Raw genomic sequence first — 13,329 nt, forward strand, 5'->3', positions numbered from 1 at the left:
TTCAAGGATTTCCGGTGCGCGTGCATCATCCTGTCCGGTATCGAAATCATGCACGTGATCCGAAAGGGGCAGATGCGTGACGATGGCATCGCTGAGACTGCGACCGATCAATTCCATTCTCTTGCAATGTAAGCAGTCCTTCTCATTGCGTGAGTTCGCTCATCCCATTTCCGTTATTGCGACACAGCCCGCAGATTGATCACCAGCTTGATTGCATCGAGCCGGTCGGTCTTCGCGCGCCGCTTGTGGGGCGTGGACGAGTATCGCACCGCAACCGAGCACTATTTTCAGGTTCGGGGGCGCATCGCCACACTTGAGTTCCATCAATCCTGGCCTGCTAAACATCCACGACCGACACCATCATAGACGCTCAATCCAAATTTTCCTCACATTACCACAACGCTCGTTGCGTTAATTTAATTTGTTGTCTATAGTGATCGAACTTCGATTGATCAAAAGAGCTTTCGCGTATTCGCGAAAACGACTTCCAGCCATGCTCGCCGCATCGCGCGCTCAAGGCGACAGCCTCGCATTGCCACGCGCGCTAAATCAAACGCAGGAGAAATAGGATGCCGATCGTTTCCAATGTGAACGAAGTCGATGTGGTCGTGGTCGGGGCGGGTATCACCGGCCTTTCTACCGCTTATGCAGTGCAAAAGGCAGGATGCAGCGTGCTCGTGGTAGAGGCCTCGAACGATGTCGGCGGCCGGATCATGACGCGGGAAAGAAATGGCGACCTCGTCGAGGTCGGTCAACAATATTTCCTGTCGAGCTACAGCGAGTCCTTGAAATTGCTCGAAGAAATCGGGATGACCAGCCAGTTGGTCGAGGAGAATCCCGGGCCTACCCAATATATCGACAAAAAGGGAAGATCGCGCCTCGTCGAGAGCAAAGCCGATCTGCTTCGCGTTCTGGGCATACGCGGTACGATTGATCTGGCGCGTGCGACGCTTCAATATTCGACGCTGGGGAAGCCGCTGGCAAAGTACGGCTTGGAGCCCTATGTCGAAGCCTATGACAATGCCGTGGCGGAGCAGGCTTTGTCCTGGGCCGGCGAGAATTTCATGAACTACGTCGTGCGGCCGATGGTCTATGGCAACGGAGGCACATCGCTGGAGCACAGCAGCCTCTTCCAGACCATTCGACTGTTTCGGAGTAGTCTGCATGGGGCCACGCATTATGGCTTTCGCGGCGGGAACAGGGCGCTACCCCGAAAGCTGGCGGAGTATGTCCCCGTCATGTTGAACGCTGAAGTCGGCGAGCTTCTGACAGCGGGCGACGCGGTGACGGGAGTCAAGCTGGCGGATGGACGGACCATCGAAGCCGGGCACGTCATTCTTTGCACCACGCCCAATGTGGCTGCGCGTCTCACGCCCAGCATGTTCGGGCGCGCCACGGCATTCCTTTCCAATTTCAATCACACGCGTCTCGCGCTGGTGTTCTTCTACCTCGACCGTCCGGTGAAAAGCGCGGGAGTCAGCTTCGGCACCCCCTACCCGGGAAAGCGTTATTTCAACCTGTCGATCAACCATACGGTGATGCGGCCGTTTCAGGTGCCCAGCGGCAAGGCGATCATCTCGGCATGGTCGGCCTATCCCGACGCCGTGAGCTTGCTCGAAAAGTCGGATGACGAAATCCATGCGATGGCGTTCGAGGAAATGAAGCTCTTTTACCCCGGACTTTCAAAGGACTGGGTGGAGCATTCGGAGGTTGTTCGGCACAATTGGGGTTATGCGCGCCCGGCGGTGGGAGATGCTCGGCGCCTTTTGGATTTCCGAGCCGCCGCCGAAACGTACAAGGGTCTGTCCTACGCCAACGCCGATTACAACCTCGTGGCCCTGGAATCGGGGGTCATCATGGGTAAGCAGGCAGCCGCGCGCGCTGTCAAGAGCCTCCGCGAACCGGCCTGAAGGGCCTTTTCAACTGATTCGATCACCATGCTGCGCTAGCGCTGTGAAGCTAGCGCAGCGCCGCATGCATCGCGCGCCGGCTCCGGCGATGCTCATTTTGTCAAGTGCCCGTCATCGCCCACTTCTCGCCCGCTTAGGGCCGATTCGGCTTACGCCGGCCTAAGATTCACTTTGCACAAAAAAACCCACACTCCAAAGAATGCGGGGTTCGTCAGGTATCCGAAACCGCTGGGGATCGTCGTCAGCGGGCCTGTCAGAAATTTCGTGTAAGGCATAACATCCCATCAAGGAGTGTTTATGCCACGCAAACCGAAAGCCAAGCCGGCGGACCTGCCGGCGATTCCGGCCGAGTTGCTTGAACAGTTCGGTAACGGCCCGATGACGGCCGAAGCCATCAATGCGGCCTCGCTGGCCTTCAGAAAGCGCTGATCGAGCGGGCGCTGGGCGGCGAGATGAGCCACCATCTGGGCTATCCGTCCGGCGCGGCCAAACCGGCCGCTGTCACCAACCAGCGCAACGGCACGGGCGCCAAGACCGTGCTGACCGAGGACGGCCCGATTCGCATCGACGTGCCGACCGGAACGGCAGCTTCGAGCCGCTGCTGATTCCCAAGCACGAGCGGCGCTTCACGGGCTTCGACGACAAGATCGTCGCCATGTACGCCCGGGGCATGACCGTGCGGGAGATCCAAGGCTTTCTGCAAGAACAGTATGGCACCGAGGTTTCGCCCGACTTCATCAGCTCGGTCACCGACGAGGTGATGGCCGAAGTCACCGCCTGGCAGGCTCGTCCGCTCGAGCCCATGTATCCGGTCGTGTTCTTCGACGCGCTGCGGGTCAAGATCCGCGAAGACGCCGTGGTACGCAACAAGGCGGTCTATCTGGCGCTGGGCGTTCTGCCCGACGGCTCGCGCGACATCCTCGGCCTGTGGATCGAAGGCACCGAGGGCGCCAAATTCTGGATGAAGGTGTTCAACGATCTGAAGACGCGCGGCGTCAACGACATCCTGATTGCCGTCACGGACGGGCTCAAGGGCATGCCCGAAGCGCTGGCCGCCGTGCTCCCGGCCACGACGCTGCAGACCTGCATCGTCCACCTGATCCGCAACAGCCTCGATTACGCGAGCTGGAAAGACCGCAAGGCGCTGGCTGCCGCGATTCGCCCGGTCTACACGGCGCCGAGTGCCGAAGCCGCCGAAGCAGAACTCAATGCGTTTGCCGACGGGCCGTGGGGGCAGAAATTCCCGACGGTCAGTGCCGCATGGCGCAGCGCCTGGGATCGTGTGATTCCGTTCTTTGCGTTTCCGCCGGCGGTTCGCAAGGTGATTTACACCACAAATTCCATTGAGAATATCAACTCGCAGCTGCGCAAGATCATCAAGACCCGGGGGCACTTCCCGAGCGACGATGCGGCGACGAAACTCATCTGGCTCGCGCTGCGTAATATCACCGCCAACTGGAGCCGCGCCGCCCACGACTGGAAGACGGCCATGAACCAATTCGCTATCCTTTACGCGGATCGCTTCGTTCGACCATCCGTGTGAGTCTCAACCCGCCTTGAACACGGAAATTCTGACACCCCCAAAAACCGTGTTTCCCGCCCCGCCCTTATCCGGCGCTGTACAAGCCGCACTCATCGAGTTTGACCTTGCCATGCGCAACCATCTCAGCCAGATGCTGCGCAATTGTGCGCGTCTCAGCGGACACGGCCCAAGGGCTCTCATAGCCTCGCGGATACAGCACCCTGAGCTCGACCAGTTGCTCCAGTGTCTTCGGCGACTCCTTCAGATACGCCAGCAGACGCTGTTCGCGCGCATCCATCTTTGCCGTAAAGCCGGCGAGGTCGCGCAGGAAGTGCGCGCGATCCGTATAGACCCCGCGATGGTGTGACGTCACCCAGATCTTCGCCGGAATATCCGGCAGCCGGGCGAGGCTGCGCCGAAAGTCGTGCAGGCTCGAACATGCATCGCCATAGTACGGACCAAATCCGGTCAGATCGATGTCGCCGATGAAGGCCACGCCTTCCGGTTCGACTACCAGAACACAGTGGCCCGCTGTGTGGCCGGGCATATGGAACGCGCGGATCCGCGACTTGCCGAGGTCCCACGTCGCACCGTCGGCATAGCCTCGCGCATCCGGCCGCGGCGCATAAAAGAAGTCGCGCTGAAGCATCGACAGCATCGCCGACGCGTCCCTCGTTGCATTACCGTACGCGGCAAACATGCCGTCCCAGTTGCGGATCGCGGACAACTCCGCCTCGTGCACATAGACCTCGGCGCGGGGAATGCGGTGCAGCCCGGCCATATGGTCTTCGTGCACGTGCCCCATGACCACCAGATCAGTCGCGTCGAATTCGGGTCCGATGTAGTTCGATACCAACGGCGTATCGAAGGCGGCTCGAATGTCCGATCCGCGTATCAGGACCTGGTTTCCATCAGGATATTTCCCGCTCTTCTCTCCGAACAGCACGGAAACGCTGCCAAAGTCGACGCGTGCGATCGGTACGTGAGGGGCAGTGTTGCCGGAATCAGGATTCATGTCGATCAATTCCTTTGTTCGCGCGAGCGCCGTGCGCCCGCCTCGCCCGCCTTGCGGGCCCAATCCATCGGGTTGGCGTCCAGCATGCCTGAAATGACTAGATTGTCAGGCCGCCGTCGACCACAATGCACTCGCCGTTCGTGTAACTCGACGCGTCTGATACCAGATACAGGACCGTGCCCGCCATTTCCTTCGGCTCGGCATGCCGGCGCAATGGAATGTCGCCGACGAGGCGCGCGACGATTCCGGCGTCTTCGAACAGGGCTCCGGCAAATTTCGTCTTCGTAAAGCCGGGCAGCAACGCATTCACACGAATGCCGAACGGCCCACACTCCTTCGCGAAGGCTTTCGTCATATTCACGACGGCCGCCTTCGTGATCGAGTAAATGCCCTGCCTGTCTCCCGGCTGCAACGCATTGACCGACGCGGTATTGACGATCGCGCCGCCGCCTTGTGCCCTCATGAGCTTACCGGCCTCGATCGACATGAAGAAGTAACCGCGAATGTTGACCTCGACCGTCTTGTTGTACGCGCCAATATCCGTATCGAGGATGTGCCCGAAATAAGGATTCGCCGCTGCATTGTTGACGAGAATATCGAGGCGGCCGTGCTTTGCACGGATTGTTTCGAACGTTGCCGCAATATCTTCCATCTTGCCGACATGGCACGCTAGCGCCTCCGCACTGCCCCCGGATTTCACGATCTCGTCGGCGACCGTCCTGCAATCTTCGATCTTGCGGCTCGACATGATCACGTGCGCGCCCTGCGCCGCGAGCAATCGTGCAATCTCTTCGCCTATGCCGCGGCTAGCTCCAGTTACCAATGCAATTTTGCCCGTCAGGTTGAACAAATCCTGTGTCATCGACTTTGCCTGTGTAGTGTCGTTTTACGGAAATGCCTGGCGGCCAGCGCAGGCGGCAGCGGCACGCGCCGCGCGATCCACCTTTTCGTCCATCCGTCCCAGCATTGACATCGCGCCGTTGACGGCGCACCACCGCAGCGGCTCCGGCAGCGTCGACGGGGTTTGATGACGCAATCCAGCCAGCAGCGCTGGCTCGTCGCCGCGAATGCGTTCGGCCAGCAAGCGCCCCGCGAGCGACTGCGCACCCACGCCGTGCCCCGAACAGCCGGTGGTATAGAACACGTTCTGTCGCTCGCCAGTTGCGCCGACGACGGGCAGCGCGTCTCCCGCAACGCTGATATAGCCGCTCCAGCAAGCACGAATCGCGAGATCCTTTAGCGTTGGGAAGCGCTCACGAAATGCCCGTATCAGTGCAAGATACGCTGCGCTGTCGGGAATGTTCGGCGTGCGCGAGCCGAATGCGTAACGAACCCGCTTGGTCGTGATCACGAGCGTGTTACGCGCCGTCAAACGATGGCTCTCCATCTTGCGGTGCGCAGTCACGATGCCCTCCCGGTTCGGCCAATTCAGTTGCGCCAGTTGCTCTGCGCAGAGCGGCTCAGTCTCGATAGCCGAGACTCGCATCGGAACCACCTTGTTTTCAAGCAGGCCGAGCCGGGGCGTATAGGCATTGGTGGCGAACACCATGAACGGCGCACGCGCTATGCCCCTTGGCGTTCGCGCCTCGACGACACGGCCCGCCGTCCACCACAGCAGCTCTGTGTTCTCGTAGAGCGTCACGCCTGCCTCAAGCGCCGCGCGGCGCAATCCCATCACGTATTTGCCGGGATCCAGCGTGCCGCCGCGGTTAATGTAGCTGCCGAACAGAAACGCGGGCGGAATGCCTCGTGCGCGCATCGCCGCCCAATCGAGGAATTGCATTTTGATGCCGAATTCCGCGGCCGTGCGTATATTGCTCCGAATGTTCGCTTCGTGCATGGGATGAATACCCGCGCGAATCAATCCCGAAGCGATGTAGTCGCAGTCGATGCCATGCTCCTCGAGCATACTTTCGACGTGACTGACACCTGCTTCAAAGTAATCGACGACCTTCTGCGTTTGTTCGCGGCCAATGCGGTCGAGAAAGAGATCGAACTTCGCCCCCGATCCACCGGCGAGGTAACCCGCATTCCGTCCGCTTGCGCCAAACCCCGCAAACTCGCGCTCAATCACGACGACCCTAGCGCCCTGATTCGCAAGCGCAATCGCCGCGTTTAGCCCCGCAAATCCGGCGCCGACGACGATCACATCCGCGCTGACATCGCCCTCGAGTTCGCGCTGTATGTCTTGCGGTTTTTCCACCCAGCCGCCGATCGTGCGGTATTTTCCGAGCGCCGCGTCCGTTTGGTCCGCTTGCGCTCGCGAGGCGAAATCTCCGATGGGGCCTTTAGCGGCGATGGGATTGCCAGTCCCGGCATAGCCGGCATTCGGTTCTATAACCATAATCGATGCATACAAATGAGAAGTCGGCTCGACGTGCCCGCAGGGTTAATGGGTAGCGGCGTTTCAAAGCCCATACCGCGGGGTTCGTGCCACCCTGCGAGACGTCATGTGAAAGTGCTTCAGCATCAGTTCAGGCGCAGGTCGTCCACGGCAGCCAATCCGGCACCATGGATCGACCCAGCTCCATTCGCAGTACCGATTTCGTCACGGGTGACGACTTCGAGCGAACGGTTCGTGGTGCGAGGTCCATACAGGACGACCGGAATGGCAAAAATGACGTAGCAGGCACCCGCCGCGAGCATCACCGCCTCCATGCTCCCGTGCGAGAACAGCGCCGCTCCTAGCACACCGGAAGCCGCCCCGCCGAATCGGCCGCCGGAGATCACCATGCCGCTGCCCAGCGCGCGCAACTGCGTGGGAATCGTTTCCGGAATGTAGGTGAAGTACGCGTTGATCACCATGCCGGTGATCACTGCCGCAACACCGCCTGCGCCAATCACCACCCAGCTGGTGGTCGAGATGCCGAGCACCGCCAGCGACAACGCGCTGAGGATGGAGGTAACGAGGATGGTGGACTTGCGCTCGCTCCGGTCGAGTATCCGCATGGTCAGGAAAGGCGTGACGCCATAAATCACGTTCCAGAGGAACATCACGTAGTACGCGTGTTCCTCGGAATACTTGAAGCCGTTGATGAGCGCGTAGGCACTCCAGTTCGCGTACAGGTAGTAGCCCAGGTAAGTTCCGAAATAGCCGATGGCGAGCACGGTAACGGTGCGAAGCACGCCCTTGTGTTTCAACAACTCGCGCAGCGTGGGCTCCTTCGCATTTTCGATCACTGCGGCAATCTGGGGCTCGTCGAGCTGGCCGTAGCGCAGCGCGCGTGCTTCCAGGTTGCCGACGGCCGCTTCGGCGCGGCCGAACAGTCCCTTGGAAGTCTGCCAGCGGACCGATTCCGGCAGTGTGAAACGCACGAGCGGTGCGATCACGAGGCCAATACTGCCGGCGATCATCAGGTGGCGCCAGGCATTGGGGCCGCCATGCGGGAGAAAGAACATGGTCAGCGCAGCCGCTCCAATGCCGCCGACCACATAGCCGATCGAGACGATCGACCCGAACCGGCCACGCGCCCTGTGCGGAAACATCTCGGCAACGTAGACCAGCAACACGGACGTGGCCGCCTGCACGCCGATGCCCGTGACGACCCGCGCGGCAAGCATGGTCTCGTAGCCGGTCGAGAACGCCGTTGCCAATGCACCCAACGAGTACAGGGCGGTGGACCATACGAGCACGGAGCGTCGCCCCAGTTTGTCCGAGAGCACGCCGCCCACGAGGGCGCCGATCATCATCCCAACGAAAAAGGCGCTGGTGACGAATCCGATTTGCTCAAGACTCAGGTTGGTATGAGTTTTGATCGTGGGTATGGCGTAGGCAAAGATGGCGTTGTCGTAGTACTCCAGCGTCAGGTTGGCCGCGAGCAGCCCAGCCCAAATGTAATGGATGGCCATCACCGGGAGCCGGTCCAACCGCGCTAGCAAGTTGAATCTGACTTGTGTGTCTGATCGATTCATGTTTTGTCTCCGATACCTATTTTGCTGCTCTTTGTGTGTTCAAAATAAGGCGCACTGGCACAAAATCGAGTGCACTCAGGCACCGGCAGACGCTGCGGTGCGGTCGGCAATGCTCTTTCGCGCACAGCCAGCCTCTACACATCGCGCGTTGCGTTCGTTAGAAGCTTCTTGCAGCAGTTACTGCCTGGGTGTGCGACTACCCACCGGCCATGGCATCGGGCTATCAGCCGTCGCCGCACCCGGCTACCGCGACGGCGCGGATCTCGACCAGGTACTCGGGGCGGGCCAGTTGGGTCACTCCCACGCCCGTCCACGACGGGTAGCGGTTGGGAAGATATTCGTCCTTGACCTTGACAAACTCCTGAATATCGCTTCCTCGCATGTCGAGATGGAAGGTCATGATCTCCACGATATCGGCCATGCTGGCGCCGGCGGCCTCGAGTACGTTCTTCAGGTTTTCGAACGCCAGCCTGGCCTGCGACTCCATCCCCTCGCCGGCCGTATTGGTGGCGCGGTCAAAGCCCACCTGGCCGGATACCCAGATCATGTCACCGACCCGGGTGGCTGCTGAAAAGTGAAGCCTGTCGTACAGTTCCTGAGTCTCTGGCGGATTGATCATCTGTCGCTTCATAGCTGTAGCACTCCTTTGGATGTTTTGTCAGGCTAACTGACGGAAAATGGCCGAACGGAACGAATCTCCCTCGTTGTGATTCGCCAGCTCTTCCCTGAAGAGCGGACCATTGCGTACGTAGTCCGGATTCGAGCCGGGAAGGATGCGGAACGTGGTGTCATCGCTGAAGAACCTCAGCATTCGTGTATTTCAGAACGAATGCCGCATGCCAATGCGCACGTCGGCCTGGGTTGTGGTCGAAGACGGCATGAAGCTGTAGCCGATCACCGCATTCACGCCTTGCGAGGCCTTCAGCCAGTCGCCCGAGATATAGACGTCCGTGCTCTTGGAAAGGGAGTAATGCAAGGCGGTCGTAAGCTGATTCCAGTGATGGCCGTCGAAGTGCGTGTATTGATAGCCGCCCACGAGGCTCAGGGCAGGCGTGAATTGCCAGTTCGCGCCGCCCTCGCCCACCAGCATGTGCTCGCTCTCACCGAAAGCCTTTATCTGCGTGTACGTGAAGTCGCCCATCAGCGTGACGCTACCGATTGCGTAGCTCGCCCCCACGCCGAACGCGCCCTGCTTGTCCACCGGGAACGGCGTGCTCGCATAAAGATCGGTAACGGCGCCCGTGGCCGGATCCACGCTCACGGTCGGCTTGCCGAAGAACGTACTCACGCCGATCATTGCGTAAGGGTCGAATGCATAGATGCCCGACGGGTTGTTCAGTTGCGTGTACGCGGTGCCCATTGAAAATGCACCACGGTGATACTGCGCGCCCACGCTCCAGGCACTGCCCGTATGGAAGTCGCCCGGCGTATTGCTGAACGAGTACATGCCGCCGAACTGGAAGCCGCCGTAGGTGTTCGACATGAACTTCACGGCATTTGGCAGATGGTCACCGTTCATGCGGTCGAAGTCGCCCTGGTTGATGGCGTAGCCACTCGCCCAAGCCGACGCGTTGTACATGTAGACCATCTCCTGCGTCATGTCGATCTGGTTGCCGAACGTGAGTGTGCCCCAATCGTTCTGCAAACCCACATAAGCAGCCCGGCCAAATAGCGATCCGCCATTGGTGATTCGCCCGTTGCTGACGGAAAAGCCGCTCTCCAGCTTGAAGACGGCTTTCAGGCCGCCGCCCAGGTCCTCGCTGCCCTTGATGCCCCAGCGGTTCCCATAGGAAATGCCGTCGTCGAACTTCACCAGATGCGACCCGCCCGCGTTAGTGACGTAGGTCACGCCCGCGTCAATGATCCCGTACATCGTCACGCTGTTCTGGGCGCGGCTGTCGTTCGCGAGCGAGGCCAGTGCGAGCGTGATGCTGGTCAGTGCTGCCGATTTCATGTTTCTCATGGTTCAGGTCTCTATTGCCCCGCTACACGTTCAATGAACGTGCAGCTGGCGCACTCGACGCATCGGAATGGCGCGTCATATGATTAGTAAAACTATCTAATAGATTTTCTAGTTGACGAACTTCTCAGTTCGCCGGGCATTGAGACGGATCTCGACGCCAGTTCACCTGCTCAAGGGGTTTAGGAGCTTTACATGCGCGGATGCGAGATGATCGATCGCCCGGGCTATCGGCTGCGAAGCGGTGGATCGTTACGCATAATTAAGATAACAATCGTCGCGTTAAAAGAAAATAGGGTATTCCCTGCAACCCCGGGATCTGACGGGGCCGCGCTAGTCCGAGCTTGACATTTATTATGACGACCGTTACGCATCGCCGCGGCGGGTTCCTGCGTTGCACCGTGATCGTGGCATTGCGCGTTGCTGCAACGTCGTAAACCTTGGTGTGTCCAGCTCGACTTCACACCATTTCGCCTCGGAGCGCACCTCTGCTTTAACGCAACATTAATTATCAAAACATATGTTGTGTAAAATTATCTTGTCGTCTACAGTGATCGCAGGCGGGAAGTCACGCTTTCGCCACCCAACGAACAAGGAGACTCGTAATGTCCATCAGTCAGTCCCAACGAGATGCGCTCTACCACGACGGCGCCGTCCTCATCGAAAAGTGCCTGAACGAATCACAATTGAGCGAGTGCTACGACGCGCTCCAGTGGGCCGTCGCCAACCCGAGCCCGTCCGTGTTTCGCGGGCTCGACGGCACAGCGCTGCAAACTCACATCGATAACTGCAACCTGCTCGCCAAAGACAAGCTGGACGATCTGATGATGCGACTTCCGTTCGGCAAGCTGTTCCAGGAGCTCTGGGGCTCAGAGCACGTCTGGTACTACGCGGAGGAAATTTTCATCAAGGAAGGAGGAAAGAGCGGCCGTGGGCCGTGGCACCAGGACACGGCGAACCTGCCGTGGGCCGGCGAGCACTGGGGTAATGCGTGGATCACGTTCCAGTCCATCCCGAAGCAGAATTCGCTGGAGATCATTCGCGGTTCGCACCATGGCATCCAGTACGACGGGGCCAGCTTCACGAGCGCAGACGATCCGACCGATCCGCTCTACGGAGACGGCACGTATCCGCGTCTGCCGCATATCGATCGCGATCTCGCGGAAAATCCCGGTTCGTGGGATGTCCTCTCCTGGCCGGTCACCCCCGGCGACGTCGTGCTGCTTCACCCGCGCTCGCTTCACGGCGGGGCGCCGGTCGACGCCAACTGCCCCACCCGCCACACGCTGGTTGTGCGCTTCTTCGGAGATGACGCCCAGTTCCGTACGCTACCCGAGTCGCATCCCCGCTACGCGCGCAATGGCCCATTCTTCAAGGACGAAATGGCGAAGCTCAATCCTGGCGACCCGTTCCGCTCTCCCGTGTTCCGCCAACTGGTCTAAGCGCGACGCGTCACGCCTGGCACGGGGACGGCGGTCCCCGGCTTGCTTTCTGGAAGGACGAAGTACGGACGCTTTCACGTTACGAATCGCGTTCACATCTGACTGCATTACAATGCACTTGAATGAGGCGCCGTACGGCATGCCTAGCAGCTCAATCCACTCGACTTCCTTTCTATGGCGCGAACCTCCACTTCCCAGCCTCGACAAGACAGCAAGTCAGCGGCCGGCCAGGGACCCGCTGCGGCACGCAGAGGCAGACCGGTCGGCGATCACAAGATCAAGCGCGACAACCTGCTCGCCGCCACGGCTGCTGTAATCGCGCGTGAAGGTTACGCGGGGACCTCGTTGCGCAAGATCGCGGTCGAGGCGGGTTGCACGACGGGTGCCTTGAGCTACTACTTTGAAGACAAGGACGAGATCGTGAAGGCGTTAGTCGAGAGTTCGTTCGATCTGTTCGACACGATCCTCGAGCCGTCCGAAACGCCGCTTGACGTCAGAATTACGCTCGAGCGCTGGATGAGCTGGCAAACTGCGAAGGATCTCGATCCGCGGATCGTGCAGTTTCAACTGTTGGGCCAAGCAAAATACGAGCCCGTTGTTGCGGCCGTCATTAACCGACGCTATACGCAGTTTCGGCTCAAGCTGGCGGCGATCGTCGCCAACGACCAGAAACTTGGACTCATCCGAAATGACATCCCTGCGGATCTGCTCGCCGATCAGATATGTGCGCTCGGAGACGGCTGGGCTGTCATGGTGCCGGTCGAGCCGGAGCGATTCAAACCGCGCCGGCTCAAGGCGCTGTTGAATGCCTTCTTCACGTTGCTGACCTCACCCCAGGCAGAAGCAGAATCTGAAACGAACGAGCCGGCGCGCACGGCACGTCGCGCGAAATAACATGATCCAGCAAGACCGTCGGCCGCGCCATGCGACCGACGCGTTCGCCGCACTCGCGGCAGCTTCCCGCCTAAACCACGTGTCCGCATTCGAGCGGAACGCCGTCCTTCGCTCCCCGATATTGCCCCGCAAGTTCACTTTGCGCTCACGCTAGCGCGGTCACTGCGCGCGCACCGAGTCCCATGTTTTATATAACATGTGTTTCGTAAATTCGGTTTCGTGACTATAGTGCACCCATCCCCGCCGATAACGGCCCACCTGAATGGCTGAACCGGGCCGATTATCCGTTCGCACAACGATTGTTGTACGAAAGCGCGAGGAGATCGCGTTGTCCTCACATCAACCAGAAATTCGCGAGAAAAATCCCATCGCAGATCTGTACGAAGTAGCGGTGGTTGGCGCCGGATTCGCTGGCGTCACTGCCGCCCGCGACATCAGCATGGAGGGCCACTCGGTGGTGCTGCTCGAAGCACGCGATCGTATCGGCGGCCGGACTTACCTGAGCGAAGTGCTTGGTCGGCCGCTGGACATGATCGGGCTGTGTCGCATTAAGCGCTGCGGTAAAATCGGCAGGCCGACACAGCTGACGAACACGATGGACAAGATCAAGAAGACACCACGTAAGACGCTGCCCGACGGCATTGGGAAGGTGCTGAAGCGGCTGCATTATCCGC

Annotated in this window: 10 protein-coding genes and 2 pseudogenes; 6 read left to right on the forward strand and 6 right to left on the reverse strand. The window is 59.8% G+C overall.

The features are described 5' to 3' along the window. From HZI36_RS26345 to HZI36_RS26355, 3 genes and pseudogenes are all read left to right on the forward strand, one after another. Positions 1–132: pseudogene (locus HZI36_RS26345) on the forward strand (IS6 family transposase); the annotation flags it as partial. 437 nt (positions 133–569) lie between these two features. Further along, positions 570–1,910, forward strand: coding sequence for a protoporphyrinogen/coproporphyrinogen oxidase (locus HZI36_RS26350; RefSeq protein ID WP_179405611.1), 1,341 nt, complete (start codon positions 570–572; stop codon positions 1,908–1,910). Positions 1,911–2,207: 297 nt separating this feature from the next. Then, positions 2,208–3,453 (forward strand): annotated as a pseudogene (locus HZI36_RS26355) (IS256 family transposase). Between the two features lie 64 nt (positions 3,454–3,517). On the opposite strand, the gene HZI36_RS26360 reads toward HZI36_RS26355, so the two are convergent. The 6 genes from HZI36_RS26360 to HZI36_RS26385 form a co-directional block, all read right to left on the reverse strand. Further along, positions 3,518–4,447: an MBL fold metallo-hydrolase gene (locus HZI36_RS26360; RefSeq protein ID WP_179405612.1), complete on the reverse strand. Its 930-nt coding sequence runs from the start codon at positions 4,445–4,447 to the stop codon at positions 3,518–3,520. 97 nt (positions 4,448–4,544) lie between these two features. After that, positions 4,545–5,309, reverse strand: a complete 765-nt coding sequence (locus tag HZI36_RS26365; protein ID WP_179405613.1) for an SDR family oxidoreductase — start codon at positions 5,307–5,309, stop codon at positions 4,545–4,547. 24 nt (positions 5,310–5,333) lie between these two features. Then, the gene (locus HZI36_RS26370) at positions 5,334–6,791 is read right to left on the reverse strand and encodes an NAD(P)/FAD-dependent oxidoreductase (protein ID WP_179405620.1); all 1,458 of its coding nucleotides are present in this window, start codon (positions 6,789–6,791) and stop codon (positions 5,334–5,336) included. A gap of 125 nt (positions 6,792–6,916) precedes the next feature. Continuing rightward, positions 6,917–8,359, reverse strand: a complete 1,443-nt coding sequence (locus HZI36_RS26375; protein WP_179405614.1) for an MFS transporter — start codon at positions 8,357–8,359, stop codon at positions 6,917–6,919. A 223-nt stretch (positions 8,360–8,582) separates the two neighbouring features. Further along, positions 8,583–8,990: a RidA family protein gene (locus HZI36_RS26380; protein WP_179405615.1), complete on the reverse strand. Its 408-nt coding sequence runs from the start codon at positions 8,988–8,990 to the stop codon at positions 8,583–8,585. A gap of 189 nt (positions 8,991–9,179) precedes the next feature. After that, the gene (locus HZI36_RS26385) at positions 9,180–10,313 is read right to left on the reverse strand and encodes a porin (protein ID WP_246327236.1); all 1,134 of its coding nucleotides are present in this window, start codon (positions 10,311–10,313) and stop codon (positions 9,180–9,182) included. A gap of 617 nt (positions 10,314–10,930) precedes the next feature. On the opposite strand from HZI36_RS26385, the gene HZI36_RS26390 reads away from it, so the two are divergent. The 3 genes from HZI36_RS26390 to HZI36_RS26400 all read left to right on the forward strand — a co-directional run. Next, positions 10,931–11,761: a phytanoyl-CoA dioxygenase family protein gene (locus HZI36_RS26390; RefSeq protein WP_343050563.1), complete on the forward strand. Its 831-nt coding sequence runs from the start codon at positions 10,931–10,933 to the stop codon at positions 11,759–11,761. Between the two features lie 174 nt (positions 11,762–11,935). After that, positions 11,936–12,655: a TetR/AcrR family transcriptional regulator gene (locus HZI36_RS26395; protein ID WP_179405618.1), complete on the forward strand. Its 720-nt coding sequence runs from the start codon at positions 11,936–11,938 to the stop codon at positions 12,653–12,655. 328 nt (positions 12,656–12,983) lie between these two features. Then, the coding region (locus tag HZI36_RS26400; RefSeq protein ID WP_246327237.1) for an FAD-dependent oxidoreductase at positions 12,984–13,329 on the forward strand (346 nt) is incomplete at its 3' end.

The sequence above is a fragment of the Burkholderia guangdongensis genome, from assembly GCF_013403875.1.
Classification (GTDB): domain Bacteria; phylum Pseudomonadota; class Gammaproteobacteria; order Burkholderiales; family Burkholderiaceae; genus Burkholderia; species Burkholderia guangdongensis.

What these genes read in the sequence shown, in the direction of transcription:
- HZI36_RS26380 (WP_179405615.1), bottom strand. Translation starts at nt 8,990, where the DNA reads ATGAAGCGACAGATGATCAATCCGCCAGAGACTCAGGAACTGTACGAC.
- HZI36_RS26350 (WP_179405611.1), top strand. Translation starts at nt 570, where the DNA reads ATGCCGATCGTTTCCAATGTGAACGAAGTCGATGTGGTCGTGGTCGGG.
- HZI36_RS26365 (WP_179405613.1), bottom strand. Translation starts at nt 5,309, where the DNA reads ATGACACAGGATTTGTTCAACCTGACGGGCAAAATTGCATTGGTAACT.
- HZI36_RS26375 (WP_179405614.1), bottom strand. Translation starts at nt 8,359, where the DNA reads ATGAATCGATCAGACACACAAGTCAGATTCAACTTGCTAGCGCGGTTG.
- HZI36_RS26385 (WP_246327236.1), bottom strand. Translation starts at nt 10,313, where the DNA reads ATGAAATCGGCAGCACTGACCAGCATCACGCTCGCACTGGCCTCGCTC.
- HZI36_RS26370 (WP_179405620.1), bottom strand. Translation starts at nt 6,791, where the DNA reads ATGGTTATAGAACCGAATGCCGGCTATGCCGGGACTGGCAATCCCATC.
- HZI36_RS26395 (WP_179405618.1), top strand. Translation starts at nt 11,936, where the DNA reads ATGGCGCGAACCTCCACTTCCCAGCCTCGACAAGACAGCAAGTCAGCG.
- HZI36_RS26360 (WP_179405612.1), bottom strand. Translation starts at nt 4,447, where the DNA reads ATGAATCCTGATTCCGGCAACACTGCCCCTCACGTACCGATCGCACGC.